Consider the following 25,597-nt stretch of genomic DNA (forward strand, 5'->3'; position numbering starts at 1 on the left):
CCCGGTCCACCCTGACCCGGTCCGACCTGATCCGGTCCACCCGGCCGCGTAGAATGCTCCGCCATGAGCAGCTATCCCCATACCCGTCCGCGGCGGATGCGCCGCGATGAGTTCTCGCGCCGCCTGATGCGCGAGACCGTCCTCACCACCAACGACCTGATCTACCCGGTGTTCGTGCACGAACTGCCGGGCCGCGAGGCGATCCCGTCGATGCCCGGCATCGAACGGCTGTCGATCGACGAACTGCTGAAGGTCGCCGAGCAGGCCTGCGAGCTGCGGATTCCCGCGCTGGCGCTGTTTCCGGTCACCGCGCCGGAGGCCAAGTCGCTGGACGCCGCCGCCGCGTGGGACGAGAACGGCCTGTGCCAGCGGGCGGTGCGCGCGCTCAAGCAGCGCTTCCCCGAGCTGGGCGTGATCACCGATGTCGCGCTCGACCCCTACACCAGCCACGGCCAGGACGGTCTGCTCGACGACAGCGGCTACGTGGTCAACGACGCGACCGTCGAGGCGCTGGTCAGGCAGGCGCTGTCGCACGCCGCCGCCGGCGTCGACATCGTCGCCCCCAGCGACATGATGGACGGCCGCATCGGCGCGATCCGCGAGGCGCTGGAAGCCGCCGGCCACATCCACACCCGCATCCTGGCCTACAGCGCGAAGTACGCCAGCGCCTTCTACGGCCCGTTCCGCGACGCCGTCGGCAGCGCCGGCGCACTCGGCAAGGCGGACAAGAAGACCTACCAGATGGACCCGGCCAACGCCGACGAGGCGCTGCACGAAGTCGCCCTCGACCTGGCCGAAGGCGCCGACATGGTGATGGTCAAACCCGGCCTGCCGTACCTGGACATCGTGCGGCGGGTGAAGGACGAGTTCGGCGTGCCGACCTTCGTCTACCAGGTCAGCGGCGAGTACGCGATGCTGAAGGCCGCCGCGGACAACGGCTGGATCGACGAACGCGCCTGCGCGCTGGAGGCGCTGACCAGCATCAAGCGCGCCGGCGCCGACGGCGTGCTGACCTATTTCGCGCTGGACGCGGCACGCTGGTTGCGCGAGGACTGAGTCGCGGCGCTCGCCATGGTTCCGCTGTCCGACGGGAGGTCCTCCGGTTGCAGCAGCGACGTCGGGCACAAACGCCGCAACAACCACCGGCCGGCATTGTCACGGCCTGAGTGAAATCCGGGACCGCGCAACCGCAATGTTGCGCGCAGCACGACATCCGACGGATCAGTGAATTCGCGACTGACCTCCCTCCTACGGGCGGCGCGGCGTTATTCGACGCAACCCGGGCTTCCGGTCACCGTCGGCGCCTTCATCCGGTAGATATCGGTCTGCCCGGCACGCGGCGACGGCGCGATGCCACTGACCAGCAATTCGCCGGGCCGGCTCCAGTCGAGCGCGGGGCCGAGGGTCCTGCCTTCGGCGGTGTTGAATGACAGCGCCAGCGGTGCGGCGACGGCATAGCGTGATCCGTCGCATTGGGCGAGGTACAGCCGGGTCGGAGCGGTTGCCCCCGGACCGGTCGTCGCATTGGTCGTCGCGTCGGCGCGGGCGAACACGATCGCCTCGCCATCGCCCAGCCAGGCCGCGTCAATTTCGTCGGCAACGGTGTTGATTCCCGGCAGCGGTCGGGGATCGACAAACGCGGCCCCGTCCCAATGCGCCACAAACAGATCGAAACCGCCGGCACCGCCGTGGCCGTTGCCGGCAAACAGCAGGCGAAGACCGTCCCCGCTCACGCTGGGCGCACGCTCGTCGCCGATGCCGTTCACGCCCGGCCCGAGGCTCTGCGGCTCGCCGAATCCACCGGCGGCCAGTACCGGCGCGCGGTACAGGTCGGTACCGCCCGCGTCACCCTCGCGGTTGGACGCGAAATACAGCCAACGACCATCGCCGCTGAAGGCCGGATCAAAATCCTCGCCGGTCCCGTTCAAGGACAGCGGAATGGCGTCCTGCCAGCGGTTTTCGATCAGGCGCGCCTGCCACAGTTCCCGACCCGGCATGTGCGCCCCGTCCTCGCGGCGGCTACGGGCCCAGACGATCCGTTGCCCGTCCGGAGCGACGCTGGCGCGAACCTCATCGGCCCGGGTGGACACCACGTGCATGCCCTCGATGCCGAATTCCGACAACGCCCCGGCGGTGCCCGCAGCCAAAGCGCCGACGAGTAGACTGGTGGCCAGCAAGGCCGTGCGATACCGCATCTCGCATCTCCATTGACACCCCGCAGTCTAAGTGAGGCCCGCCATGTCCACTCCCCGATTTGCCCTGATCGGTCATCCGGTCGCGCACTCGCTGTCCCCCCGCATCCACGCCGAATTCGCCCGCCAGACCGGGATCGCGATGGAGTACGGCCTGATCGATGCCACCGCGGAGCGTTTCGATGCCGCGCTGGCCGAGTTCGCCGCCGCCGGCGGTGCCGGGGCCAACGTCACCCTGCCGCACAAGGCGCGCGCGGCGACGGTCTGCAACCACCTCAGCGACCGCGCACGCCGCTGCGGCGTGGTCAACACGCTGATCCGCACCGCCACCGGCTGGGACGGCGACAACACCGACGGGCTCGGCCTGGTGCGCGACCTCACCGACCGCCACGGCCAGGACCTGCGCGGCCGCCGGGTGTTGCTGATCGGTGCCGGCGGCGTCGCCCACGGGGTCGCGCCGGCCCTGCTGGACGCCGGCATTTCCGGACTCGTCATCGTCAACCGCACCGACAGCCGCACCGACGCGCTGGCCGACCTGCTCGGCGAACCCGCCCGCGTCCACCCGCGCAACTTCACCGACCTGCACACGCTGGGCGTGTTCGACCTGATCATCAACGCCACCTCGATCGGCCATGCCAGCGACGGCGGCGAACTGCCACTGCCCAACAGCCTGATCGCCCCGCGCGGCGACGTCGTCGACCTGGGTTATGGCGAGGCCGCGATCGGCTTCCTCGCCTGGGCCCGCGCCTGCGGTGCCGACCAGTTGATCGACGGCCTGGGCATGCTGGTCGAACAGGCCGCCGAGAGCTTCAAGTGCTGGCACGGCGTGCGCCCCGATGCGGATGCGATCTACGCCGAGCTGCGCGCCGAAAGCGGCTCGCCGGCGGCGATGGCCTGATCAAGTCCTGCAGGGAGCTGCCACGATGCTCGGCTGGGATGTCCGCGTATACCGCCCGACTGCTCCGGATGTTTCCATTGCCCGCTGGACGACCGGCGTCTTCGGTTTGAAGTGGCTTGACCAGTTGGTCGAGGACAGCAAGGCAGTCGATCTCGGCGGTAACGGCTATCCAAACAAATACGTGATCGCCGCTGGCGTTCTGCTGCCCATCATCAAGGCCGGACTGCCCGCCAATGCCAGTCCCCTGGTGATTGGCGACGATTACGTGCTTCCGGCGGGCTGGAGCGGCGATATCGAATGGAACCAGCAGGAGGTTCTGGCCTGCGATGGCAATGACCAGCTGATCGTCGAGGCCTGGGACCAGAGTTGACGGCCTGCGCTACTGACGACCCAGCATCACGATTGGACAGAAGAACCCCATGGATTGCCGGACAAACTGCGGCGCGTGCTGTATCGCGCCGTCGATCAACTCGCCGATTCCCGGGATGCCGGACGGCAAGCCCGCGGGCATCGCCTGCGTCCAGCTGGATGAGCGCTTGCGCTGCAAGCTGTTCGGCAAGCCGGAGCGACCGGCGTTCTGCGCGTCGCTGCGGCCCGGGCTGGAGATGTGCGGCGGTGGCCGGGAAGACGCGATGGCGTGGCTGGCCGAACTGGAGCAGGCGACGCGGCCCGGCTGAGCCGTCAGGCGTCCGCCGCCATACGCAGGTACTCGTCCTTCAGGCGCATGTAGTGCTGCGCGCTGTACTGCAGCTGCTCGATCTCGCGCTCGCCGAGCTTGCGCACGAACCGGGCCGGGTTGCCCAGCCACAACTCGCCTTCGCCGACAGTCTTGCCCGGCGACACCACCGCGCCGGCGCCGACAAAGCCGTAGCGCGACACCGTTGCCCCGTCCAGCACGATCGCACCCATGCCGACCAGGCAGAAATCCTCCAGCCTGCAGGCGTGGATGACCGCGCCATGGCCGATGGTGATGTCCTCCCCGATCACGGTCGGGAATCCGCCGGGCCGGGTGAACGGCCCTTCGTGGGTGACGTGGATGATCGCGCCGTCCTGGACGTTGGTGCGCGCGCCGATCCGGATCGAGTTGACGTCACCGCGGACCACGCAGCCCGGCCAGATGGACACGTCGTCGGCGAGGGTGACCGCGCCGATCACGGTCGCGGCGGCATCGACGTACACGCGCGCGCCGAGTTGGGGGGTGTGCTGGAGAAAGGGTCGGATGGTCATTGCGACAGTCTAGTGCCCACCACCGTCCGAGGCATCCGGGACGCGTTACAGCACGCGGAACTCGATGCGCCGGTTGCGTGCCCGTCCTTCGTCGGTCGCGTTGTCGGCCACCGGACGGTCCGGTCCGAAGCCCTGCACGCCCAGGTGGTCCGCGCTGACGCCACGCTGCTCCAGATAGGCCTTGACCGCGATCGCGCGCTGCAGGCTCAGGCCGATGTTGGCCGCGCGCGAGCCGACGCTGTCGGTATGGCCGATCACCTGCACCTGCTGGTGACCCACTTGCGCCAGCGCGACGACCATCTCGTCCAGGATCGCCCGGCCGCCGTCGGTCAACGTGGCGCTGCCGCTCTGGAACTCCACAATGCGGTCGGCCAGCGTCCGATCGAGCACGTCCTGCGTGCTGGCGCCACCGCCGGCGAGGGCGTTCTTGAGCACGTAGCTGGGCCCGGCAGCGGTGGCGATCGCGCTGGCAACCTGCTGGCGCGCCGCTTCATTGGCGACCTGGCCGCGGATACGCACGCTGTTGCCGTCGATGCTGAGCTCGCCGACCGATACCTGCTGCAGATCCGGGCCGAGCATGCCAACCACGCGCTCGCCCCAGTTCGGCGGTGCGATCACCGCATCGACCTCGATCCGGTCCACCACCCGTTCCGCGCCATACAACGTACGCAGGCGCGAGAGGACGGCGGCGCGGGTGGCCTCATCGGGCACGGTGCCGGCGGCAATCACGGGCCTGGCCGCGGCCGTCGCCGCAGGCGGCTGGCCAGCAGTGGCCGTGGCAGACGCCCCCTGGGCCGAGGCGGGCGGGAGCGCAGCCACGCCTGCGAGCACGAGGCCCCACAGCAGCAAAGGGAATGCGCGGGAGTGAGGGTCTGGACGCATGTCAGGTTCCAAGGAAAGTCTCGTTGAAGGCCTTGCGCGCGGCGCGCAGCGACAGCGCATCGCGGTCGATGTAGCTGACCAGCCGGTTGAGGGCGTAATCGCCGCCGATGTGGTCGTCGACCCATTCCGCATCGTCGACCCGGATCAGCTGCTCGCAGGCGGCCTGGGGATCGAGCGCCGCCTGCAGGGTGCGCCCATCGGCACCGTTGAAGCCGAGCAGCAGCTGTGGACCGACATCGCCGGCCGCATTGCCGTCGCGGAGCAGCAACGCCAGCTCGAAGTCGGCACGACCGATGAAGCCGCTGACCAGGTCGAGCCAGAACGCGGCCACCAGCGGCCGGTACAGCGGGTCGCGCGGCAGCGGCAGCGCCAGGCCCTTGTCGACCTGCGCCGGCCCGCCCGCCAGCACCGGCTGCAACAGCAGGCCCAGCGCGGGCAACAACCGGCGCAGGCGCAACGCCGGATGGCCGGACTGGCGCAGCAGCGTCTGCAATGCGCCGAGGTCCTGCAGCTCGATGAAATCGTCGAACGGCGCATCATGGAACTGTGCATCGGCCACCACCGTGAACCGGCCATCGGCCAGCGTGCGCAGCGGCTCGGTGGCGTCCTCGGCGGTGACCGCCAGCCCGGCGTTGCGCGCCAGTCCGGCCCACAGCCTCGACAGGGCCAGCGGGCTGCGGCCGATGAAGGCCAGCGGCCGGGCGACCTCGAAACGGGTCGCGGCGAGGAACGGAAACCGGCGCTGCGAACTGTCCCGCCCGGGCAGGAAATGGCCGGCGATCACCGACCGGCTGCGCGATCCGAGAAACGCGAAATGCAGCGGCGGCGCGTCGTCATACAGACGCTTCCAGCCCGGATCGCGGGCCAGCAGTTCCAGCCCCTGGCCGGCCCAGCGGTCCAGCAGCGCCATCAACTGCTGGCTCTCCGGGGCACGCACGAAATCCGCGCGGCTGGGCAACTTGCCGAAATAGCCGACCGGGCACGCCGTCTCCGCCGCAACCATCACGGTGCCTCCGACGAGGTGGCGGTCGCACCGGAGGCTCCGCTGTCCGTCGGCGGGGCAGTGCCGGCGACGGTCAGCGGCAGCTTCAGGCCCAGCGAATCGTTCGCGCCGGCATTGGGCTGGACCACGCTGACGATGCGCAGCTCGACCGCCACCTCGGCCCCGTCGCGGTTCCAGTCCAACCGGTAGTGCTGTTTGCCCAGCACGGTCTTGCTGGCTGCATCGAACATCGCCGAAGTCGCCGCGTCGCCCACGGCATTGAACACCTCCACATCGCGGCCGTCGCCGGTGACCGCGCTGATCCGCACGCCCGGCACGCCCTGCCCGGGCAGCTGGAAGGTGTGCCACTGCGGCGGGGTGTTGCGGTAGCGCAATTGCTGGCCGTCAATCGCGAAGGTGTACTCGCGCCCCTGCGCGGCCAGCGGCAGCACCTGGAACACCATCGTCGGACCTTCCCCGGCCGCGCCGGCACCGACCCAGCGGCCATAGCCGGCCACCAGTGCGGGCTGCAGATTGATGCCGATGTCGGCCCACTGGCGCGGCGTCAACGCGGTGCCGCGCCGGATCACCAGAGAGCCGAGTGCGGACTGGCCAAACTTCGCGATCGCGCCTTGCGGCCCGAAGATCTGTTCGATGTCACCACGGGCGGCCTCGACCGTGGCATCCGGCGCGTACGGGTACTTCTGTCCGATGCCGCTCTCAAACGGTTGCCGGACCTGCGCCGTCCAGGTCCGGTTGATCTCGTCCTCGGTCGGACGCACCAGCGCGGCGAAGCTCTGGATCAGCGGGCGCAGCAGCAACGGGCGCAGGGTGACGCGCTGGTCCTCGGCCAGGCCGTTGAGCATCTGCTCGTCCACCAGCTTGAGGGCAGCGGCGAGCTCGGAACCCTCGCCGTCGAGGGTCTGCTGCATCAACTGGCGCGCGCCTGGACCCGGATCGCCCTGGCTCTTGATCGCGTTGAACCGGCTGCGCACCTTGCCCAGCGCATCGAAGTACTGCGTCAGCAGGGCTGGGCCACCGTCACGTGCGCGCAGCAGCTGGGCCAGGCCGGCGAACCGCTGGCCGATCGGGCCGGCCTCGACCGCCACCTGCCGGCCGGCCTGCCGCCCGGCCGGCGAATCGGCGGCCAGGGCGGTCGCGGTCGGATGGCGGCGCAGGATCACCCGGTTGAACCAGCCCGCGATGCCGCGGCGGGCCTCGTCGGCGGTGGTGTTCGCAACCGGGTTGTCCCACACCGTCTCGTGGTTGACCGCCTCCAGCAGCACCCGCAGCGGCGAGTGGATCGGGTCGCCAAGCCGGTCCATCTGCGCCACCGCGTCATCGAAGTTGTCGAAGCGCGCCACGCTGACGCCCTGCAGGAAGCGGCCCCACTCGCGCGCGTAATCGGCCTTGTACAGCGCAGTGAGTTCCCGCGCGATGTGCTGCGGGCTGCCGGCCAGGGTCAGGTCGTTCTGCACCGTCGCCTCCAGCACCCAGTCGGTGCTGCTCAGCTCGGTGTTCGCCGCCTCGCGGATCGCCCCGGCGACGTAGTCCTCCCACGCCTCGCGGGTGAAGGTGCCGGGAATCTGGTGGCTGCCGGTCACCGCGCCGGCGGACACCTTGTCGCCCAGCAGCCCGGCCACCGTGACCGGACTGAACCGGGTCGCCGCGCGCGAGGTGATCTGGGCGTACACGCGGTCGCGCGCCGGGGTGCCCTTCATGACCTGCCGGAGCGCCAGCCGGCTGTCGTCGACCAGGCTGTAGGTGAGCTCCAGTTGCGGCCAGTCCGGATCGGCCGATTGCTGCACGTGGAAGGTCATCAATCGTCCGGCGGCGCGCAGCATCTCCTCGCGGGTCATCGCGCCGCGGTTGGCCTCCAGCCAGCCGCGCCAGAACCGGGTCAGCTGGTCGCTGAGGTGGGTGCTTTCCACCCGCGTGCGGTCGCCCAGCATCAGGTAGGTCTTGAGCGCGTTGTAGGCGTCCTGCGAGTCGGTCGGCGAGGCGTCCTCGTACAGGCGCGGGTTGTCGCGGGCGGCGGGTTCGGGTGTCTTGCTCGCGGCCGCGGTACCGGTCATGGCGGGCGGACGCAATTCGCCGCGGTGGGCCACGACCTGGGCCAGGTAGCTTTCCAGCTTGCCTGCCACCGGTGCCAGCATCAGTTGGCGCATGCCGTGGAAATACTCCTGGCGCAGCTTGGCCTCCACCGCTTCGCCCTGGTACAGGCCCAACCCCAGGCTGAGCGGATGCCCGTTGCGATGCCGCTGCAGCTGCTCCAGTCGCTCCTGCACCACCAGCAGCGCCTGGATGCGCGATTGCAGGTCGACCCGGTCGGCCTGCAGTGCGATCGCCTTGTCGAGGTCGGCGGTGGCGTCGGCGACCAGTTGCTGGTTGCCGGTGTACGACCAGGTCCAGCTGGCCAGGGCGACGCCCAGTGCGGCGACCGCACCGAAGAAGGCCGCATACCGCAGCCGGGTACGTCCCGGGCTGGTGTACTGCCGGACCAGTTGCCGGTCGGCAAAGATCACCTTGCGGAACAGGCCGAGCAGGAAATGGCTGCTGTCGGCGGCCGGCAACGCCTCGTCGGCACGGGCATCGCCGGCCAGGCCGAACTGGCGCGCGACCCGCTCCGACGTGGGCTGCACGGTCACGCCTTCCTGCAAGGCACTGGTGAAATAGAAGCCACGGAACACCGGCTTGAACTGGTAGGGGTTCTCCTCGAACAGGGTCGCGATGAACGTCCGCAGCGCCGGTTTGATGCCGGCGAACTCCATCGGCATCGTCAGCAGACCCGGCCCGATCTGGCGACCGCGTGTCATCGCCATCTGCGACAGGGCCATCTCGCGCAGGCCGTCGCACAGCTCGTCGAAATGGCGGTCGAACGCTTCCAGCGCATCACCACGGTCGGCGGCGTCAGCCGGTTTTCCCGCGGCGTAGGGCAACGTCGCGCCCCAGGCGTTCTCGCGTTCGGACGGGTCGAGGCCGCGGAAGAACTCGCTGAAACCGTTGATCAGGTCGGCCTTGGTGAACACCACGTACACCGGTGCATGCACTTCCAGCCGCTCGGTCAACTCCTGCACGCGCTGGCGCAGGTTCTTGGCCAGGTCGATCGCGAACTCCGGCTTGCTGCCCGACAGCTCGGCGATCGAGGCGGCAATCAGGATGCCGTTGATCGGCGCGCGCGGCCGGTGTTTTTTCAGCAGGTCGAGGAAGGTCAGCCATTCCAGCCGGTCCTCGGCACTGACCGAGTAGCGGCCGGCGGTGTCCAGCACGATGCCTTCGGTGGTGAAGTACCAGTCGCAGTTGCGGGTCCCGCCGAGGCCGTGGATAACATTGCTGCGGCTGTCCTGGAACGGGAAGCGCAAGCCGGAATTGAGGATCGCGGTGCTCTTGCCGGCCGCGGGGTTGCCGATGATCACGTACCACGGCAGTTCGTACAGCGCGGCGCTGCCCTTCAACTGGCCCAGCCGGGACGACTGGATCGCCTTGACCGCCTCGCCCATGCGCTCGCGCAGCACCTCCGCATCGGCGCGCGCGGCCGGCTTGGCGCTGGCGACCGCGAGGTCCGCGTGCTCGGCGACCATGCCGTCCAGCCGCTTGCCGGCGCGAGCCCCCTTGAGCTCGCGCGCAACCAGCACGAGCAGCCACACCAGCAACGCGACCGCCGCCGCGACCAGCAAGCCACCGCCCGTCGCCAGCAGGGTGTCCACGCCGACATACGCGACCACCGCCGCGACGACGACCGCGAGCGCGGCCAACACGCGGTAGTCCATCAGCCAGTAACGAAGGTTCATCCAGAAACTGCTCATCGGTACATCCCTGTCATCAAGCGATCGCCGCCGTGGCGGCAGCAGAAACATCGGCCGGGGCGCTGTCGGCCGCGGGACAACCGCGCCGGTTTTCAGCGGTCACCGGCGGTGGCGGTGGCGATATCGCCAGCGCGAAACGCGCATCGCGGTCGGCCACGCTCACCGCGAGCGCGGGGGCGCCATCGGCGGCGACCTGCGCGGCGGCGGCCGCAAGCAACGCCAGCGGTGCGACCGCGCCGGTCTCCCCGCATGCCAGGCCAAGATGCCGCGCGTCACCGATGGGCTCCAATTCCGGCAACGTCGCCGCGATCGCCCCGGCGATCTCGATCGAGCGGCTGGGCCGGTGGTCGGCGTCGATGAACACCAGCGCCATCGGTGCGACCGCCGATCCGACGACCGCCATCGCGCGTTGCAGCAACGCCGCCAACTGCCGGCTGGCGGCACGTCCGCGGCCGGCCGGCGCCTGCAGCAGCCGATGCAGGCGCAGTGGCGGGACGCCTGCGGTATCGATCGCCGGGCGCTGACCGGACAGCAGCAGCCCCGCCGCGCCTTCGCCCGGAATCAGGCCCTCGGGGTGGCCGCTGACCAGCAGTTCGTGGCGGGCGTCGAATCGCTCGATGCCCTCCGCAGTCACCAGCGAATGGGAGGACAGCAGCAGGTGGACGTCGTGACCACGGTCCCCGTCGCGCGTCGGCGCAAGCCGGTCCAGCAGCTGCCAGACTTCGGCGCCGGCGCTTACCGGGATCGCCTTGATATCCACCTGGGCACCGTCGAAACCGGTCACGCCTGCCTTGTCGCGCAGCCATGCCACACACGCCGTACGCACGGACCCAGGCCAGTCCGCCGGCAGCAGGAGCCACACCCGCAGCGGGGACGCAACCGGCACGGGGGCGACGGCGCGGGCGGAACGGGAGTGGTGCATCGCATGCGGATGCAGGCCGCGATCGCCGGGTGCCGACGGCGGTTCTTCGTGATCCGGGGGCAGCGCCGCATACAGCAGGTCCTCGGCGACCGGATCGAGCAGTGCGATCGCGCGCTGCTGCTCCGGGGAGAAGAGGTGATCGAACACGCGCGGGTCGGGCAGCACCCTCCGCAGCGCCGCCTGCGTGGCCGCCGGATCGACACCGTCGACGCCGGCCGCGAACACCGGCAGGCCGTCACGGTCGCGCAGGGTCGGATGCAGGCCGGGCCGGTCCGGCTGCGCCAGGGCTTGCGCCAGCACCTGGCCACTGTCGCCGGCACGCATCCACACGGCGCTGGCGAGCAGGTAAAGCACGCGATCGTCTTCCCGCAGGGCGTCATCGGCAGCGGCAGCCATGGCATCGCCCGCTTCCTCGGCAGGCGGCGGCAGGCGGCACGTCTTCGCACGCTGTCGCCGCCGTCGCGCCAGCACGAATCCGCCGATCAGCAGCAGCGGCAGGCCGAGCAGGCACACGGCGAGGTCGCCCACGGTCGGAGTGGCACCGCTGGCGCGCCAGTACAGCACCACCGCCAACCACACCGCGCCGAAAGCGAGCAGCCCGCCCAGCAGACCGCGAATGATTGTCCCCGTCTTCATTGCCCCGTCCCTGGTGCCACGTTGAATCCTCCTTCCCTGGCGGCTGCCGCCCCGCACCGACGACGGCCTGTCGTCGCCGGGCACATGACTATCGCGGATCTCCGAACCCCTGCGACTGCCGGCACGACCGCCACGCCGCCGCGCCAGCGGTCCTGTCGCCGCCGCGTGCGACGGGTTGGGCGTCGATGTCGGTGACCAGCGAGGAGAACCCCGTCGACCGCACTCCGACAGCCACGACTCCGCCGGGATCGATCCTGCCGCCGACAACAATGAAGGGGTTCGACATCGCCTTGCTCCCTGGCTGCGCCCGTCCGGGCTCCGCGGCTGTCCATGTGCCGCGCGCCACGATAGCAGGAGCGGGCCGGCGGTTTCACCCCGTTTCCGTGCCGGACCAGGGCGGCCGCGCTCAGTGCCCGGCTGCGCGACGCGCGTGGCGGCAACGCGCCTTCATTTCCAGATGGACGTAATCCTTGAGGTTGCGCCAGCTGCCACCCCATTCCAGTCCCGCCTGGACCGCCAGCTCGCCGTACAGGGCATAGCCGCGCCGGGTCCACGCATCGCCCATGTCCCAGTGCAGCCGGCCGTCCCGATATAACGCGGCATCTACCGCGACACCGTATTGATGGCAGCTCTGTCCGGCACCGGCGCGGGTCACACTGCCGCCTTGGCGGGCCAGCGCGGCTTGCCGTCCGGGGCTGCGATAGCCTTCGACCAGCACCATTTCATAGCCATGCTGCTCGCGCATGACGCGGAAGATTGCCAGCACCCGCTGCCGGAAATCGGGATCGATCCGCTCCCAGCGGCGGTCGGCGCTGGCGATCGCCGCCGGCGCAACCACCGTGGAGATTGCCGCTGTGGTGCGCCGCCATTCCGCTTCGGCGGCCACGAAGACCGCCGGCGGCAAATCCGGCGGCGGCGCCAGACGTTCGCCGCGAAGCAGCGCGATCACGTGATCGTCCGCAGCCACCACCGCATGGTCATCGAAACCGTCCAGCACGACCTGTTGCCGCGCCTGCAGGATCAGCAACGGCGGCACGATCAGCACCGGCACGATGCCGGCCAGCAGCCAGCGATGGCGTCGCAGGGAGCGGCCCACGCGGGCGGTCACTGCACCCAGTGCGCACGATCCATCCGCCGCGCGGGCTCCGGCCCGTGACTGCCAGCGCGCCACCACCGCCCTCATCCGCGCGCGCAGCCGGTCGGCGTCGGCCCACACGCCATCGCGCGCGGCCGGGAACATGACCAGCCACGCGCCCAACGCCGCCACCGTGAAAAACACCGCCATCCATAGCGCGATCATTGCCACCTCATCCGTGTCGGTCGCCCGGCTTCCCGCCTGACGACCGAATTGACGCCACTGTGGGCCCGTCGCAGAATGCCGGCGCAGGCTTTCCGGCCCGGATCAAACCCGATCACGCCGGATCGAAGCACACCAGCCGGATTGGACCGGCCCGGAAAGGAGTCCAGGTGGATCGGCAAGATGCCAAACCGCGTCGCCCCAGCCTGCTGGCCGGCGCACCCCGTCATGTCGCACCGGGCCCACCGTCGGCGCGGATCCTAGCAGACATGGATGGCGGCAAATCCGTCAAGACACCCGCACACCCACGTCGATGGCGCTGGGTACCGGCTGCGCTCGCGCTGATGGCCTTAGGCCTGCTCGGCGCGAGCTGGTGGTCGCTGTCGCAGCAGGACGGGATCGACGCGCTTGCGGCTGAAAAGGCGGGCGACCGGGCGGCACCGGTGACCAGCGATACCGGTCCCGCCGCCGGACTCCGCGCAGCCACGATCATCGACGAGTCATCGCGGCGGGTCTGGGACGGTCCCGCCGGCTCCGGTGCGGGCGCGAACCCGCCAACCGCCGCTGCGGCGGACGCGACTGTGACCTCGCCCTTTGCCGGGATCGCCGCGGCCACGGCGGCGACCCGGGCGCTGCCGGCCGATACGGAAAACCCGTTTGTCGCGCCGACATCGCCCATCACCGTCCGCAGCAATCCGGCAACGCGAGCGCCACGATTGCCCGCCGCACAAGCCGCCAGGCCGCGCGATGGAAGCGAGCCCGACCTCATCGCCACCTTGCTGCACAACATCCAGGCGCAGACCGGCGAAACCCCCAGCGGGCTGGACACCTTGATCCAGAAAATGCAGACCTCGACGGCGACGGAAGCGGCCGCGACGGACACCCGGGAGCACGGCCCTCGGACCGGCGCATTGCCGCGGTCGCAGCAGATCCAGGCCAATCTGCGCGAATGCCCGCCGCCCAATACCGCCAGAGGCCTCACGTGCCGGCAGGCGATCTGCGCTGTCTATGCGGGCCGCGACCCCGCCTGCCCGGCGCCCTGATCAGGCCCGGCCGGGTCTACACATGGCTGCGGCAGTTGCCGGTTTGCGGCGGTTACCAGACCACCTCGGCCATCGAGCAGTTCAGGCCGGAACCGATCCCCAGCAGGGCGACCCGGTGGCCTTTTTTCAGGCGACCCATCTCGCGCAGCTTGCTGAGCACGATCGGCACCGAGGCGGGGCCGATATTGCCGTGCTCGCCGAAGATCGTCAGGACCTTCTTCGGGTCGATGCCCATCGCCTTGGTGAACGCGGCGGTGTGCACCTTGCTGACCTGGTGGATCACGAACTCGTCGAGCTCGTCGGCCACCCAGCCCAGCTTCTGCTTGGCGACCAGGAATGTCTTCTGCGCCAGCTTGACGCCTTCAATCAGCAACATGCGGGTATCGGTGACCATGCCGTCGAGGTTGCCGCGGCACAGCTTGTTCCACTCGGTCGCCGCCCGGGTCACGCCGCCCTTGTAGCGCGGTGCGCCGGGGGCCAGCTCGGCACGCGCCATCACCATCGCCGCCGCGCCGGAGCCCAGGGTCAGGGTCGCCAGCTCGTTGCGGAAGTCCTCTTCGGTCGAGTCGGCGCGGGTCATGCGCTCGAGGGTCTTCTCGTAGGCCAGGTCGGCGGTTTCGCCGTCCACCACCAGCGCGTAGTCGATCTCGCCGCACTCGATCATGCGGCTGGCGATGTCCATGCCGTTGATGAAGGCCAGGCAGGCATTGGCGACATCGAAGTTCTGGCAGGTATCGGGCAGGCCCAGGTTGCCGCTGACGATCGATGCGGTCGAAGGCTCGAGGTAGTCGCGGCTGACCGAGGTATTGACCAGCAGGCCGATCCGGTTGGGATCGATGCCGGCATCGGCCAGTGCCTTCACCGCCGCCAGGGTGGCGGCATCGGAGGCGAGCATGTCGCCATCCCACAACCGGCGTGCGTGGATGCCGGCGATGTCGCCCAGCACGTCGGTGCGGATGCCCAGGCGGTCCAATGTCGGCTTGAGCCGGAGATTGATCTCTTCCGAGCTCAACCGGCGTGGCGCGTCGATGTGGGCCAGGCCGGCGATGGCGACATGTTGGAACTGCATGGGCGGTAAACCAGAAGACAGATATCCCGACAGGTTAGCGCGTTGCCGACCCGCCCGCATCCACCCGCGTCACTGAACGGGGTTCAGCCACCCACCGGATACGTCTGCACGGCGCCCTTCGGCACGTCCGGCACGCCCGCTCCGGCGGCGGGACGGACGCTGCCGCAGCGGTAGGCGGCGAAGCGTTGCTCGCCGGCCAACGGAGCGCTCAGCGGCTGGATGGTGTCGGCGTCCAGGCCGGGGGCTTCGTTGCGCGCGAGGGTCTCCAGCTCTTCACGCACGCGCAGGTTGTTGCGCTCGTAGAAGGCGACGCTGTCCTTGACCGAGACCGCGATATCGCCGCGCTTCACGCAGCCCGCGGGCGGGCCGCCGGCGCCGATGACCTGCACCGCGCTGGCGCCGGGCGCCATGTGTACCCAGGTGCAGCCAGCGGCGAGGACGAGGCTGGCAAGGCCGAGCATGGGCAAACGGATCATGGAATCTCCTGGGTTGTGCGGGAACTGGTTTCGGAATGCGGGCTGGCGAGCCAATGCGAACGACCGTAGGGTGGCACGCGATTGTGACGCGCCCGGACCGGGTCCGGGCGGCGGCGGATGAATCCGGAATGACTCGCCAGGCCCGAAAAGCAGACGGCGGGCACCGTAGCGCCCGCCGTTGACCATTCGATCCGGTGACGCCGGCCTGCAACCAGGCCGGCGCCAGCCCTGCTGCCGCTTACTCAACCTCGGCCGTCTTGACCTCGGCGACCGTGACCTCGTCGGCCGCCACCGCCTGCACCGGACGGCCATCGGCATCGAGCACCTGCACGGTACCGAAGTCGAGCGCGCGCACCGGGGCCTCGATCTGGCCCAGGTCACCCACCACCACCCAGGTCAATGCATCGGGCTTGATCGTGGATGCGGCACTGGCCACCACGGCCGGCGTCAACGCATCGATCTCGGCCTTGCGCTCGAACACGTAGTCGTCCGGACGGTCGTAGCGGACGATGCCGGCGATCGTGCCCATCACCGCGCGCGCGGTCTCGTAGGCGCCCGGCAGGCTGCGGATCTCGGTCGCCTTGACCTTGTCCACCTCGGCCGGGGTCGGCGGCGCCTTGCCGCTGACGTACTCGCCGATCTCGCGCTTGAGCTCGGCCAGCGACTCGGCGGTCTTGTCGATCTGCACCGGGGCGAAGGCGAGCCACGGACGCTGGCCGAACGCGTCGCTGGCGAAGCTGTAGGAGCCGTAGGCCCAGTGCTTGTCCTCGCGCAGGTTCATGTTGAGGCGCGAGCTGAACTGGCCGCCCAGCACGGTGTTGGCGAACTCGAACTCGGTGGCGTCGGCGGACTTGGTCGACGGGATCAGCTCGCCGACGAAGATGTTCGCCTGCACCGCGCCGGGCTGGTCGATCAGGAACACCCGCGGCGCCTGCGGCAGCGCGACCTCGGGCACCGCTCCGGTGGTTGCTGGCGTGCCCACGCCCTTCCAGTCGCCCAGGTGCTTCTCCAGCAGCGGCACCACTTCCGCCAGCGTGGTGTCGCCCACGACGACCATGGTGGCGTTTTCCGGCCGCACCCAGGTGCGGTGGTAGGCGAGCAGGTCGTCACGGCCCAGGGCGGCGATCGAGGCCTCGGTGCCGGTGCCGCTGAAGGGGATCGCATACGGATGGCCTGCGCCGTACAGCAACGGCGGCAGCACCCGCAGCGCGGAGGAGTTCGGCCGCGCCTTTTCCTGCTTGATGCCGGCGATCCAGCTGGCCTTGACCCGGTCGATCTCGGCCTGCTCGAAACGCGGCGTGCGCAGCATGTCGGTGAACAGCGCCAGCGACGGGTCGAGGTTTTCCTTCAGCGCCGACAGGCTGGCATTGCCGCCATCCAGCGAGGCCCCGGCGGCCAGGTTGGCGCCCAGCGATTCGGCGCGGGCAGCAAAGCCCAGCGCGTCGTACTTGCCGGCGCCATCGTCGAGCATGCCCATCGCGAAGCTGGAGGTGCCCAGCTGGTCGCCGTTATCGGCCTTGAAGCCGCCGTCGAACATCAGGTTGAACTGCACCACCGGCACCGCATGGCGCTCGGCCAGGATCACCTTGGTGCCGTTGCTGAGCGTCGCGCGCTGCAGGGCCGGGAACTTCAGTTCGGGGAAGCTGGCCGGCATCGGCACGCCCTTGCTGCGATCGATGGTCGACGGCAGCACGCTGTATTTCGGGTCGACCGGCGGGATCACCAGCGCGGCCGGATCGACCGCGGGCTCCTCGGCCAGCGCGACGCGCTCGCCGGGCACGACCACGAGGGTGTGGGAGCCCGTGCCCAGCCATTTTTTGCCCTGCGCCTGCAACACCGCCGGGGTCGCTGCGGCCACCGTCGCCATGCTCTGGCGGTAGCAGCCCGCATCGCCGGTGAAGATCTCGCAGCTGGCCAGCGCATCGGCCTTGCCGCCGAAGCCGCCGATGCGCTCGACGCCACGGATGAAGCCGGCGCGGATCACGGTCTTGGCCTGGGCCAGCTCCTCGGCGCTCGGTCCCTTGGCCAGCAGGCGGGCGAGCTCTTCGTCGATGATCGCCTCGACTTTCTTCGGGTCGACGCCGTCCTTGACGGTCGCGAACACCAGGAAGTTGGAGCCCAGCTGCGATTCGTTGACCCCGGCGCTGACGTTGTCGACGAGCTTGTCGCCGTGGACCAGCCGCTTCTCCAGCCGCGAGGTGCTGCTGCCGCCCAGGATCTGCGCCAGCACATGCAGCTGGTCGGCATCGGTGGTGCCGGTCGGGGCGACGTTCCAGGCGCGGTAGATGCGCGCCTGCGGCACGCGGTCCTGCATGACCTCGCGCGTGTCGGCGGGGCGCTGGGCGACATCCACCGCCGGTTGCGCCATGTCGGGACCAGCCGGGATGGCGCCGAAGTATTGGGCAACCTTTTCCTTCGCCGTCGCCACATCGATGTCACCGGCCAGCACCAGCACCGCGTTGTTCGGGCCGTACCAGGCGCGGAACCAGTTCTTGACGTCGTCCAGCGAAGCCGCGTCGAGGTCGGCCATCGAGCCGATCACGCTGTGGTGGTACGGATGGGTGGCCGGGTACAGGGCCTGGTTGAGCTTGGTCCAGACCTGGCCATAGGGCTGGTTCTCGCCTTGGCGCTTCTCGTTCTGCACCACGCCGCGCTGCTCGTCCAGGCCCGCCTGGTCGATCGCGCCGAGCAGGTGGCCCATGCGGTCGGATTCCATCCACAGCGCGGTGTCCAGCGCGGTGGTCGGGACGTTCTGGAAGTAGTTGGTGCGGTCGGTGTTGGTGGTGCCGTTCATGTCGGTCGCACCGACCACCTCGAACGGGCCGAAGTACTCGCCGGCGTGGTTCTCGCTGCCCTGGAACATCAGGTGCTCGAACAGGTGCGCGAAACCGGTGCGCCCGCGCGGTTCGTCCTTGCTGCCGACGTGGTACCAGATGTTGACCGCGATGATCGGGGCCTTGCGGTCCTCGTGCACGATCACCCGCAAGCCGTTGGGCAGGGTGAACTGCTCGTAGGCGATGTCCACGCCGGCCGCGGCCGGGTTGGCGGCCACGGCGGGGGCGGTATCGGCGTACGCGGTGGCCGGCGCGAACACCAGGCCGCCGAGCGCCACGGCAAGGCCGAAGGCCAGCGCGCCGTGCTTGAACGCACCGGCATGTGATGCCCTGGCGTGGGACGGGCGCGCGGAAACCTCGACTCGGGACAATGCGGACATGAACGACTCCTTGTTTTTGTTGGCATGGAACGCCCGGCGCGGGCGACAGCCCGTGATCTTAACGGGCCGCCCGGCGATCGGCACCAGGTCACAAGTCCTGCGAGACCATGGTCATGGAGCGCCGACCTGGAGCGCGGTCATGGAGCGCGGTCGTGGGGCACCGTCTTGGAGTACCGTCTTGGAGTACCGTCTTGGACCAGCCTTGACCACGCCGGAACACGCCCGGCCCTATCGTGGCGGTCTGCCACCCCCCTCCCCGAGGTCGCCATGAGTCACGCGCCGAGTCCCGCATCGCCCCGCCATTGCCTGGTGACCGGCGCCAACCGCGGCATGGGGCTGGAGTTCGTGCGCCAGTTGCTGGCGCGCGGCGACCGCGTGATCGCGACCTGCCGGCAACCGGGCAAGGCGCTCGCGCTCAACACCCTGGCCGGCGACCACCCCGGCCACCTGCATGTGCTGCAGCTGGATATCGCAATGCCCAGGTCGCAGACGGCGCTGCTGGCGGAATTGCCGCTGATCCTGGCCGCCACGCACGACGGCGCTCCCGACCGGATCGACCTGCTGGTCAACAACGCCGGCGTGCTGCACGCGGGCGAGCGTTTCGGCAGCGTCACCGCCGCCCACCTGGATGACAGCTGGCACACCAACGCGGCCGGGCCATTCCTGCTGACCCAGGCGCTGGCACCCTTGCTGGCCGACGGCGCGCGCGTTGCCAACCTGTCCTCGCTGCTGGGCTCGATCGCGGGCAAGAGCGAATTCCGCACGCCCAGCTACTCGATGGCCAAGGCCGCCCTGAACATGGCGACGGTGCTGCTCGCCCACGCCTTGGCCGAGCGCGGCATCGTGGTGGTCGCATTGCATCCGGGCTGGGTGCGGACCGACATGGGCGGGCCGAAGGCCGATGCCGACCCGGCCGATGCGGTGGCGGCGATGCTCGGGGTGATCGACCGCGCGGGACCCGGGCAAAGCGGCCGCTTCTTCGACACCGCCGGCCAGCCGATCGCCTGGTAATCGCGGCGTCGTGACCGCCGCTTCCGCCGCGGGCCAACTCCTACAATGGGCGGATGTTCAACGTCATCTTGTTCCAGCCGGAAATCCCGCCCAATACCGGCAACGCGATCCGCCTGTGCGCGAACACCGGCGCGCAGTTGCACCTGGTGCGTCCGCTGGGGTTCGCGCTGGAGGACAAGCAACTGCGGCGTGCCGGACTGGACTACCACGAGTACGCGCGCGTGCAGGTGCACGATGACCTGGATGCGGCACTGGCGGCCATCGCCGGGGCCACCGAGGCCACGCCGCGTGTGTTCGCGCTCAGCACCCGCGGCACCGTCCGCCACGACACACCGGGCTACCGGCCCGGTGACACCTTCCTGTTTGGTCGCGAGACCTGCGGGCTGCCGCCGGACGTGCTGGAGGCGATCCCGCCGCAACAACGCCTGCGACTGCCGATGCAGGCCGGCAACCGCAGCGTGAACCTGTCCAACACGGTCGCGGTGGTGGTGTTCGAAGCCTGGCGCCAGCTGGGATTTGCCGGCGGCGTTTGAGGCCATCGATCGAAGCGGCGCGCTTCCGGATGGATCAGGCGACCACGATGAAGTCGATCACGATCGCGCCGACCTCGCGCTGGCGGTACTCGATCACCAGCCGGTCCTCGAAACGCTGACGCAGCTGGTCCAGCAACGGCAGGGGATCGTGGTCGTTGACGAAACGCATCGCCTCGCCCGGCTGCAACGCGTCGAGCGCGCCGAAGATCGCCGAGTGGCGGAACCGCCGGGCGATGCCGCGGGCGTCGAACGGGTAGGCATTGACGATGTCGGGCGCGGAAGGGGAAGGGGACGGGGAAGGGGAAGGCGTCGTCATGGCAGAGGCTCCGGGGTCGGGCCTGCATCATCCGCGCGCGCCCGCCCGGGGCAATTGACCTGGGTCAGCTGCGCCGCGATCCGGTCCCGCGGCGGCGGACGGTCAGACAAACGGACTGGGTTCCGCCAGTTCACTGTCGTCCTGGACGGCGCTGCCCATGAAGTAGTCCTGCAGGTATTTCTCGCCCTTGTCGCAGAACAGGGTCACCACGGTTTTCAGCTCCGGATGCAGCTCACGCACGCGCTTGGCCGCCAGCAGGTGGGCGCCGGAACTGGGGCCGCAGAACAGCCCGTGGCGTCGCGCCAGCTGGCGCATCGACGCCACCGCATCGGCGCTGGCAACGCTGGTCACCTCGTCCACCAGCGCGCCGTGGCGCTGGAAGATGCCCGGCACGAAACCGTCGGAGATGCCCTCGATCTGGTGCAGGGCGACTTCGCCGCACAGCAGCGTGCACGACTCCGACGGCTCCATCGCGAACAGGCGCACATCCGGATTGACCGCGCGGAACGCCTGGCCGACACCGATCAGGGTGCCGCCGGTACCGACCCCGGCGACCAGCGCGTCGGGCAACACGCCCGGCGGCAACTGGGCGAGGATCTCCGGGCCCAGCACCACCCGGTTTTCCTCGACGTTCCATTCCGATTCGAACTGGCTGGGGCAGAAGTGGCCGGGCTTCCCGCCCAGCTCCCGGGCTTTCTCCAACGCGGCGTTGACATGGAAGTCGCCGCAGAAGACCACCTCCGCGCCGTAGGCCCGCGAGATCGCCACCCGCTCGCTGGACAGACCTTCGGGCATCACCACCAGCATCTTGTAGCCCTTCACAGCGGCGACCATCGACAGCGCGTTGCCGGTGTTGCCGCTGGTGGCCTCCACGATCGTGTCGCCGGGCTTGAGCAGGCCGGCCTGCTCGGCCCGTTCGATCATGTACTTGGCGATGCGCGCCTTGATCGAGCCGGAGGGATTGAGGAACTCCAGCTTGGCGTAGATGCCCTCCACTTCCAGCAATGGCGTGTCGCCGATGGCATCCAGGATGCTGGTCGAAACCGAGGTGTAGCGGGTCGCCATGACGGTACTCCTGACAAAGAATCGTGGGTCACGAATCGTGGGTTGCAGATCGTGGGTTGCGAATCGTGGATCGCTCCGGACCACCCGGGAGGCTTCCGGGGCGGGCCCGGACGAGTGTGGCACCGCGTGCCGCGCAGCCGCCTGACCTGGATCAGGACCGGCTTTGATCAGATGCCGACCGACTCCGATCCGCCGTCGGCCGCACGCAAGGCGACCGCCGCACCCAGCAGGCCCGGCGCGGGATGGGTCACGACCTGGATTGGCAGCGTCGCCAGACGGTCGGCCAGACGGCCCTTGGCCAGAAACCGCTCACGGAATGCGCTGTCGCGCAGGAATGGAATGAAACGCGGCACGATCCCGCCCGCAATCACCACGCTGCGTGCGCCATGGATCAGCGCGATATCACCCGCCACGCTGCCCAGCACCGCGCAGAACCGCTGCAGGGCGCAACGCGCGTCCGGCTCCTGCCGCCCCAGCGCGGCCTCGACGATCGCCGCCGGCTCGCGCAGGACCACCGACATGCCTGCCGGAGTGCCGACCGCGCCACGCACCACCGCATCGATCCGCGCCAGGCCGGCGCCCGACAGCACGCGCTCATTGGACACCCGCCCGAACTGCGCCTCCAGCCATGCCGCGAGGTCACGTTCCTGCACACCGACCGGCGCGAACGCCGCGTGGCCGCCCTCGGTGTCGACCACCTGCCAGCCGCGAACCCGGCTGCCCACCAGCTGCGCGACGCCCAGTCCGGTGCCGGGGCCGAGCACACTGACCGGCCCCGGCAACTCGGCATCGTCGCGGCCGTGCAGGCTGACCCGGTCCGTCGCCCGCAGCGCCGGCACCGCCCACGCCACCGCGGCGAAATCGTTGAGCAGGCGCAATTCCTCCAGGTCGAGCACCCGCTGCAGTTCCGCACGACTGAACGACCAGGCGTGGTTGGTCAGCCGGATCGGATCGCCCGTCATCGGAGCGGCCACCGCGAACATCGCGCGCAGCGGCCGCAGGCCGACGTCTGCCAGATACGCCCGGGCGCTGTCCTGCAGGCTCGCAAACCCGGCGTTGGGCAAGCTGCGTTGATGCAACAGCCGGGGCTCCGGGTCGGCCGGATCGGTCAGGGCGAAGCGCGAACGGGTGCCGCCGATATCGGCGACCAGGGCCAGTTGTGTCGTCGCTGTACCCATTGACCTGTCGTCTCCTGCGGGTTCCGGGTCCGGTTGTTGAACGGCCCGCCGATGTCGGTGGCCCCCCTCGATGGCTCCGCGTCCGGCCCGCGACCCATCAGCGGATCAGCAAGCATTGTCGCGAACGCGGCCGGGCCGCCGCGCCGGCCGTCCGATGCTCACCGGACACGGTGGACGGGCTCGCGCCGGAAGGTGTCCTCGATCCTGAATGGCGCCTGTCATTCCTGTACCGCCCCGTTCACAATTCAGCGGGGATTTTGTCGGGCCCGGGATACTGCCGGGGCTCGCTCGCGATGCTGCCTTGGTTTGAGGCGGCCGCGGCGGACGGCACCACCCCTTTTCAAGAGGCCAAGATCCCATGAAGAAGTCACTGCTTGCCCTGACCCTGATTGCTGCCCTCCCGTTTGCCGCCTCCGCGGCCGATGGCATCTCCTACAACTATGTCGAAGGCGGCTACGTTGCCACCAACACCGACCGCCTCGACGCCGACGGCTGGGGCATCGCCGGCTCCGGCGCGATCGCGCCGAATTTCCACGTGTTCGGCGCCTACACCGGCCAGACGACCGACAGCATCCGCGTCGGCGCGACCCGGTTCCCCGGCGTCGACATCGACCAGATGCGTCTGGGTGTCGGCTACAACCACGAAATCTCGCCGAATGCCGACCTGCTGACCCGCGTCGCCTACGAGCGCTTCGAGGACGAGTTCGACAACAGCCTCAACGGCTACAGCGTCGAAGTCGGCGTGCGTGGCGCGATGACCAGCAACTTCGAAGGCTACGCGATGGCCGGTTACGAAGACGGCAGCGACTACAAGGGCGAGTTCTACGGCCGCCTCGGCGCGCAGGTCAAGTTCAACCCGACGTGGGGCCTGAGCGGCGACGTGAAGTTCGTCGACGGCGACACCCAGTGGTTCATCGGCCCGCGCATCACGTTCTGAGCGTCACCCTGCAGCAAATCGCGATCTCCCTCCCCCGATCTCTCTCCAGTGATCGTCGCGATCAAAAAAGCCCGGCTTGCCGGGCTTTTTTCTGGTTCTTCTCCCATCCAAGGGGAAGGCGCGACATCGGCGGGGTGGCCGGGTGCCGGGAGCGAATGCCCTTGTGTGCGAAGGCCTGCAGGTCGCGCTCCGGCCCGTCTTCCCGACTTCCCCGGATTCGGGAGAAGAACCTTTTTTCTTGACCGTATCCGCCGCGGGAATCAATCAGCCGAACAATGCGCCGGGATACTCGGCCTTGCGCTCGCGCGCCATCAACTGGCGCAGGCCTTCGCCGGGCGTCATCTCGCCATGCAGCACCGCGTACACGGCTTCGGCGATCGGCAGTTCGACTCCATGCCGGCGCGCCAGCCGCATGACCTCGTCGGCGGTCTGGACCGATTCGACCACCTGGCCGATCTCGCGCACCGCGTCCTCGATCGACTGGCCGCGACCCAGCGCCAGGCCGAGGCGGCGGTTGCGCGACAGGTCGCCGGTGCTGGTCAACACCAGGTCGCCCAGGCCGGCCAGCCCCATCAGGGTTTCCGGCCGGCCGCCGAGCGCGCGGTTCAAGCGCAGCATCTCGTTCAGGCCACGGGTGATCAGGCCGGCGCGGGCATTGAGCCCCAATTGCATGCCATCGGCGACGCCGGTCGCCACCGCCAGCACGTTCTTCATCGCCCCGCCCAATTCGGCACCGAGCATGTCGTCGCCGGTGTAAGCCCGGAACGCCGGCCCGTGCAGGACTTCGGCCACGCATTGCGCGAACGCCGGGGTATCGGAATGCACGGTCAGCGCGGTCGGCAGGCCGATCGCGACCTCCTTGGCGAACGACGGTCCGGTGACCACCGCCAACGGCACGTCCGCGCCCAGCACCTCGGCGGCGACTTCATGCAGGAAACGCCCGCTGCCGGGCTCAAAGCCCTTGCTGGCCCACGCCACGCCGGCCTTCGCGGGACGGTGGGGCGCCAGTGCGCGCAGGGTGTCGGCAAAAGCGTGCGAGGGCACCACCACCAGCACCAGGTCGGCATCGTGCAGCGCGGCCGCCAGGTCGGTGGTCGCGCGCAGGGTATCGGGCAGGACGATGCCGGGCAGGTAACGGGTGTTCTGCCGGCCCTGGTCGATCATTGCCACGGCGGCCGCATCGCGGCCCCACAGCACGGTGTGGTGGCCATGACGGGCGATCAACGCCGCCAGCGCGGTGCCCCAGGAACCCGCCCCGAGCACCGCCACCCGCAACGCGGCCTGGTTCGAAGCCGACGTGTCCAGTTCGGTTGGCATGCCGGAGCGGATCAGGCGTTGCCGGCGGTCTCGACACCGTCGAGGCCGTCGACCAGACCTTCGCCCTGCTGCGCCGCGCGCTGGCGCAGGCCTTCCGCGTACAAGGCCTCGAAGTTGATCGGCTGCAGGAAGAACGGCGGGAAGCCGCCGGCCTGGACCAGGCTGCTGATCAGCGCGCGCGCGTAGGGGTACAGCACGTTCGGGCAATGGGTACCGAGCATGCCGTCCAGTTGCGCCGGCTCGAAACCGCTCATGCCGAACACGCCGGCCTGCTTCACTTCCACCAGGTACAGCGACTTCTCCTCGGCGGTGCAGGTCAGGGTGATGCCCAGCACGACTTCATAGGTGTCGTCGTTGATGCGCTGGACGCTCTGGTTGAGGTTCATCTGCAGCTGCGGCTGGGCCTGCTCGTTGAACACGGCCGGAGCGCCAGGGACCTCGAACGAGACGTCCTTGGCGTAGATCTTCTCGACCGTGAACGATGCGCCAGTGGCGGCTTCGGCCGGCGCGGCGGCACCGTTGAGGGTTTCTTCGGACATCGGATGACTCCAGCATTAAAGGCGGAAAAAATCGATTATGGCACGCAGCATTGGCGC

The 25,597-nt window shown here is 69.5% G+C and carries 22 protein-coding genes and 1 pseudogene; 8 read left to right on the forward strand and 15 right to left on the reverse strand.

All coding sequences use genetic code 11. The annotated features are described in order from the left end of the window. The first annotated feature begins 63 nt into the window (after positions 1–63). Positions 64–1,056 carry a porphobilinogen synthase gene (gene hemB / locus N792_RS09755; RefSeq protein WP_084105674.1) on the forward strand — a complete coding sequence of 331 codons (993 nt, stop codon included), beginning with the start codon at positions 64–66 and terminating at the stop codon, positions 1,054–1,056. Positions 1,057–1,265: 209 nt separating this feature from the next. On the opposite strand, the gene N792_RS09760 is transcribed toward hemB, so the two are convergent. Further along, positions 1,266–2,195 carry a TolB family protein gene (locus tag N792_RS09760; protein WP_036194540.1) on the reverse strand — a complete coding sequence of 310 codons (930 nt, stop codon included), beginning with the start codon at positions 2,193–2,195 and terminating at the stop codon, positions 1,266–1,268. Positions 2,196–2,238: 43 nt separating this feature from the next. Between N792_RS09760 and aroE the strand changes: the two genes are divergently transcribed. The 3 genes from aroE to N792_RS09775 are packed head-to-tail and all read left to right on the forward strand — an operon-like array spanning position 2,239 to position 3,767. Next, positions 2,239–3,090 (forward strand): shikimate dehydrogenase, encoded by an 852-nt coding sequence (gene aroE / locus N792_RS09765; protein ID WP_036194542.1) that lies wholly within the window; start codon positions 2,239–2,241, stop codon positions 3,088–3,090. 25 nt (positions 3,091–3,115) lie between these two features. Then, on the forward strand, positions 3,116–3,460 hold the full coding sequence (locus N792_RS09770) for a hypothetical protein (RefSeq protein ID WP_156969372.1): 345 nt from the start codon (positions 3,116–3,118) through the stop codon (positions 3,458–3,460). A 49-nt stretch (positions 3,461–3,509) separates the two neighbouring features. Further along, on the forward strand, positions 3,510–3,767 hold the full coding sequence (locus N792_RS09775; protein ID WP_052103909.1) for a YkgJ family cysteine cluster protein: 258 nt from the start codon (positions 3,510–3,512) through the stop codon (positions 3,765–3,767). A gap of 4 nt (positions 3,768–3,771) precedes the next feature. On the opposite strand, the gene N792_RS09780 is transcribed toward N792_RS09775, so the two are convergent. The 6 genes from N792_RS09780 to N792_RS09805 all read right to left on the reverse strand — a co-directional run bounded on the left by N792_RS09780 (position 3,772) and on the right by N792_RS09805 (position 12,845). After that, positions 3,772–4,317, reverse strand: a complete 546-nt coding sequence (locus N792_RS09780) for a gamma carbonic anhydrase family protein (RefSeq protein ID WP_036194546.1) — start codon at positions 4,315–4,317, stop codon at positions 3,772–3,774. A gap of 45 nt (positions 4,318–4,362) precedes the next feature. Further along, a complete protein-coding gene (locus N792_RS09785; RefSeq protein WP_084105676.1) occupies positions 4,363–5,199 on the reverse strand; it encodes an OmpA family protein in 837 nt (278 codons plus the stop codon). 1 nt (position 5,200) lies between these two features. Beyond that, positions 5,201–6,202: a type VI secretion system-associated protein TagF gene (gene tagF, locus N792_RS09790; RefSeq protein WP_036194550.1), complete on the reverse strand. Its 1,002-nt coding sequence runs from the start codon at positions 6,200–6,202 to the stop codon at positions 5,201–5,203. Next, complete coding sequence (gene tssM / locus N792_RS09795; protein ID WP_036194553.1) at positions 6,202–9,987, reverse strand: type VI secretion system membrane subunit TssM; 3,786 nt, start codon at positions 9,985–9,987, stop codon at positions 6,202–6,204. The genes tagF and tssM overlap by 1 nt, the downstream gene beginning before the upstream one ends. Positions 9,988–10,003: 16 nt before the next feature. After that, positions 10,004–11,545, reverse strand: coding sequence for a hypothetical protein (locus tag N792_RS09800; RefSeq protein WP_036194555.1), 1,542 nt, complete (start codon positions 11,543–11,545; stop codon positions 10,004–10,006). A gap of 406 nt (positions 11,546–11,951) precedes the next feature. Then, positions 11,952–12,845: a M15 family metallopeptidase gene (locus N792_RS09805; protein WP_224743885.1), complete on the reverse strand. Its 894-nt coding sequence runs from the start codon at positions 12,843–12,845 to the stop codon at positions 11,952–11,954. A 266-nt stretch (positions 12,846–13,111) separates the two neighbouring features. Here N792_RS09805 and N792_RS09810 point away from each other — a divergent pair, with 266 nt between their 5' ends. Further along, complete coding sequence (locus tag N792_RS09810) at positions 13,112–13,885, forward strand: hypothetical protein (protein WP_036194559.1); 774 nt, start codon at positions 13,112–13,114, stop codon at positions 13,883–13,885. 52 nt (positions 13,886–13,937) lie between these two features. On the opposite strand, the gene N792_RS09815 is transcribed toward N792_RS09810, so the two are convergent. From N792_RS09815 to N792_RS09825, 3 genes and pseudogenes are all read right to left on the reverse strand, one after another. Further along, complete coding sequence (locus N792_RS09815) at positions 13,938–14,954, reverse strand: 3-oxoacyl-ACP synthase III (protein WP_036194561.1); 1,017 nt, start codon at positions 14,952–14,954, stop codon at positions 13,938–13,940. Positions 14,955–15,118: 164 nt separating this feature from the next. Then, positions 15,119–15,427: pseudogene (locus tag N792_RS09820) on the reverse strand (DUF4156 domain-containing protein); the annotation flags it as partial. Between the two features lie 241 nt (positions 15,428–15,668). Further along, complete coding sequence (locus tag N792_RS09825; protein WP_084105678.1) at positions 15,669–18,644, reverse strand: M16 family metallopeptidase; 2,976 nt, start codon at positions 18,642–18,644, stop codon at positions 15,669–15,671. 267 nt (positions 18,645–18,911) lie between these two features. Between N792_RS09825 and N792_RS09830 the strand changes: the two genes are divergently transcribed. Together N792_RS09830 and N792_RS09835 are read left to right on the forward strand one after the other, a co-directional pair. Continuing rightward, positions 18,912–19,655 carry an SDR family oxidoreductase gene (locus tag N792_RS09830; protein ID WP_052103911.1) on the forward strand — a complete coding sequence of 248 codons (744 nt, stop codon included), beginning with the start codon at positions 18,912–18,914 and terminating at the stop codon, positions 19,653–19,655. A 53-nt stretch (positions 19,656–19,708) separates the two neighbouring features. Further along, entirely contained in the window at positions 19,709–20,188 is a 480-nt protein-coding gene (locus tag N792_RS09835; RefSeq protein WP_036194563.1) for a tRNA (cytidine(34)-2'-O)-methyltransferase, read from the forward strand. A 34-nt stretch (positions 20,189–20,222) separates the two neighbouring features. Here N792_RS09835 and N792_RS09840 read toward each other — a convergent pair whose 3' ends face one another. The 3 genes from N792_RS09840 to glk all read right to left on the reverse strand — a co-directional run bounded on the left by N792_RS09840 (position 20,223) and on the right by glk (position 22,747). Then, on the reverse strand, positions 20,223–20,504 hold the full coding sequence (locus N792_RS09840) for a DUF2249 domain-containing protein (RefSeq protein ID WP_036194565.1): 282 nt from the start codon (positions 20,502–20,504) through the stop codon (positions 20,223–20,225). Positions 20,505–20,606: 102 nt separating this feature from the next. Then, positions 20,607–21,569, reverse strand: coding sequence for a PLP-dependent cysteine synthase family protein (locus tag N792_RS09845; RefSeq protein WP_036194567.1), 963 nt, complete (start codon positions 21,567–21,569; stop codon positions 20,607–20,609). A 167-nt stretch (positions 21,570–21,736) separates the two neighbouring features. Then, on the reverse strand, positions 21,737–22,747 hold the full coding sequence (gene glk, locus N792_RS09850; protein WP_036194569.1) for a glucokinase: 1,011 nt from the start codon (positions 22,745–22,747) through the stop codon (positions 21,737–21,739). A 358-nt stretch (positions 22,748–23,105) separates the two neighbouring features. On the opposite strand from glk, the gene N792_RS09855 reads away from it, so the two are divergent. Beyond that, positions 23,106–23,684, forward strand: coding sequence for an autotransporter outer membrane beta-barrel domain-containing protein (locus N792_RS09855; protein WP_036194571.1), 579 nt, complete (start codon positions 23,106–23,108; stop codon positions 23,682–23,684). Between the two features lie 264 nt (positions 23,685–23,948). Here N792_RS09855 and N792_RS09860 read toward each other — a convergent pair whose 3' ends face one another. After that, positions 23,949–25,001, reverse strand: a complete 1,053-nt coding sequence (locus N792_RS09860) for an NAD(P)H-dependent glycerol-3-phosphate dehydrogenase (protein WP_052103913.1) — start codon at positions 24,999–25,001, stop codon at positions 23,949–23,951. An 11-nt stretch (positions 25,002–25,012) separates the two neighbouring features. Beyond that, entirely contained in the window at positions 25,013–25,540 is a 528-nt protein-coding gene (gene secB, locus N792_RS09865; RefSeq protein WP_036194573.1) for a protein-export chaperone SecB, read from the reverse strand. Positions 25,541–25,597: the final 57 nt, after the last annotated feature.

Origin of the sequence: Lysobacter concretionis Ko07 = DSM 16239 (assembly GCF_000768345.1) — a bacterium.
In the GTDB taxonomy this organism is placed as follows: Bacteria; Pseudomonadota; Gammaproteobacteria; order Xanthomonadales; family Xanthomonadaceae; genus Novilysobacter; species Novilysobacter concretionis.

What these genes read in the sequence shown, in the direction of transcription:
- hemB (WP_084105674.1), top strand. Translation starts at nt 64, where the DNA reads ATGAGCAGCTATCCCCATACCCGTCCGCGGCGGATGCGCCGCGATGAG.
- N792_RS09760 (WP_036194540.1), bottom strand. Translation starts at nt 2,195, where the DNA reads ATGCGGTATCGCACGGCCTTGCTGGCCACCAGTCTACTCGTCGGCGCT.
- aroE (WP_036194542.1), top strand. Translation starts at nt 2,239, where the DNA reads ATGTCCACTCCCCGATTTGCCCTGATCGGTCATCCGGTCGCGCACTCG.
- N792_RS09770 (WP_156969372.1), top strand. Translation starts at nt 3,116, where the DNA reads ATGCTCGGCTGGGATGTCCGCGTATACCGCCCGACTGCTCCGGATGTT.
- N792_RS09775 (WP_052103909.1), top strand. Translation starts at nt 3,510, where the DNA reads ATGGATTGCCGGACAAACTGCGGCGCGTGCTGTATCGCGCCGTCGATC.
- N792_RS09780 (WP_036194546.1), bottom strand. Translation starts at nt 4,317, where the DNA reads ATGACCATCCGACCCTTTCTCCAGCACACCCCCCAACTCGGCGCGCGC.
- N792_RS09785 (WP_084105676.1), bottom strand. Translation starts at nt 5,199, where the DNA reads ATGCGTCCAGACCCTCACTCCCGCGCATTCCCTTTGCTGCTGTGGGGC.
- tagF (WP_036194550.1), bottom strand. Translation starts at nt 6,202, where the DNA reads ATGGTTGCGGCGGAGACGGCGTGCCCGGTCGGCTATTTCGGCAAGTTG.
- tssM (WP_036194553.1), bottom strand. Translation starts at nt 9,987, where the DNA reads ATGAGCAGTTTCTGGATGAACCTTCGTTACTGGCTGATGGACTACCGC.
- N792_RS09800 (WP_036194555.1), bottom strand. Translation starts at nt 11,545, where the DNA reads ATGAAGACGGGGACAATCATTCGCGGTCTGCTGGGCGGGCTGCTCGCT.
- N792_RS09805 (WP_224743885.1), bottom strand. Translation starts at nt 12,845, where the DNA reads ATGATCGCGCTATGGATGGCGGTGTTTTTCACGGTGGCGGCGTTGGGC.
- N792_RS09810 (WP_036194559.1), top strand. Translation starts at nt 13,112, where the DNA reads ATGGATGGCGGCAAATCCGTCAAGACACCCGCACACCCACGTCGATGG.
- N792_RS09815 (WP_036194561.1), bottom strand. Translation starts at nt 14,954, where the DNA reads ATGCAGTTCCAACATGTCGCCATCGCCGGCCTGGCCCACATCGACGCG.
- N792_RS09825 (WP_084105678.1), bottom strand. Translation starts at nt 18,644, where the DNA reads ATGTCCGCATTGTCCCGAGTCGAGGTTTCCGCGCGCCCGTCCCACGCC.
- N792_RS09830 (WP_052103911.1), top strand. Translation starts at nt 18,912, where the DNA reads ATGAGTCACGCGCCGAGTCCCGCATCGCCCCGCCATTGCCTGGTGACC.
- N792_RS09835 (WP_036194563.1), top strand. Translation starts at nt 19,709, where the DNA reads ATGTTCAACGTCATCTTGTTCCAGCCGGAAATCCCGCCCAATACCGGC.
- N792_RS09840 (WP_036194565.1), bottom strand. Translation starts at nt 20,504, where the DNA reads ATGACGACGCCTTCCCCTTCCCCGTCCCCTTCCCCTTCCGCGCCCGAC.
- N792_RS09845 (WP_036194567.1), bottom strand. Translation starts at nt 21,569, where the DNA reads ATGGCGACCCGCTACACCTCGGTTTCGACCAGCATCCTGGATGCCATC.
- glk (WP_036194569.1), bottom strand. Translation starts at nt 22,747, where the DNA reads ATGGGTACAGCGACGACACAACTGGCCCTGGTCGCCGATATCGGCGGC.
- N792_RS09855 (WP_036194571.1), top strand. Translation starts at nt 23,106, where the DNA reads ATGAAGAAGTCACTGCTTGCCCTGACCCTGATTGCTGCCCTCCCGTTT.
- N792_RS09860 (WP_052103913.1), bottom strand. Translation starts at nt 25,001, where the DNA reads ATGCCAACCGAACTGGACACGTCGGCTTCGAACCAGGCCGCGTTGCGG.
- secB (WP_036194573.1), bottom strand. Translation starts at nt 25,540, where the DNA reads ATGTCCGAAGAAACCCTCAACGGTGCCGCCGCGCCGGCCGAAGCCGCC.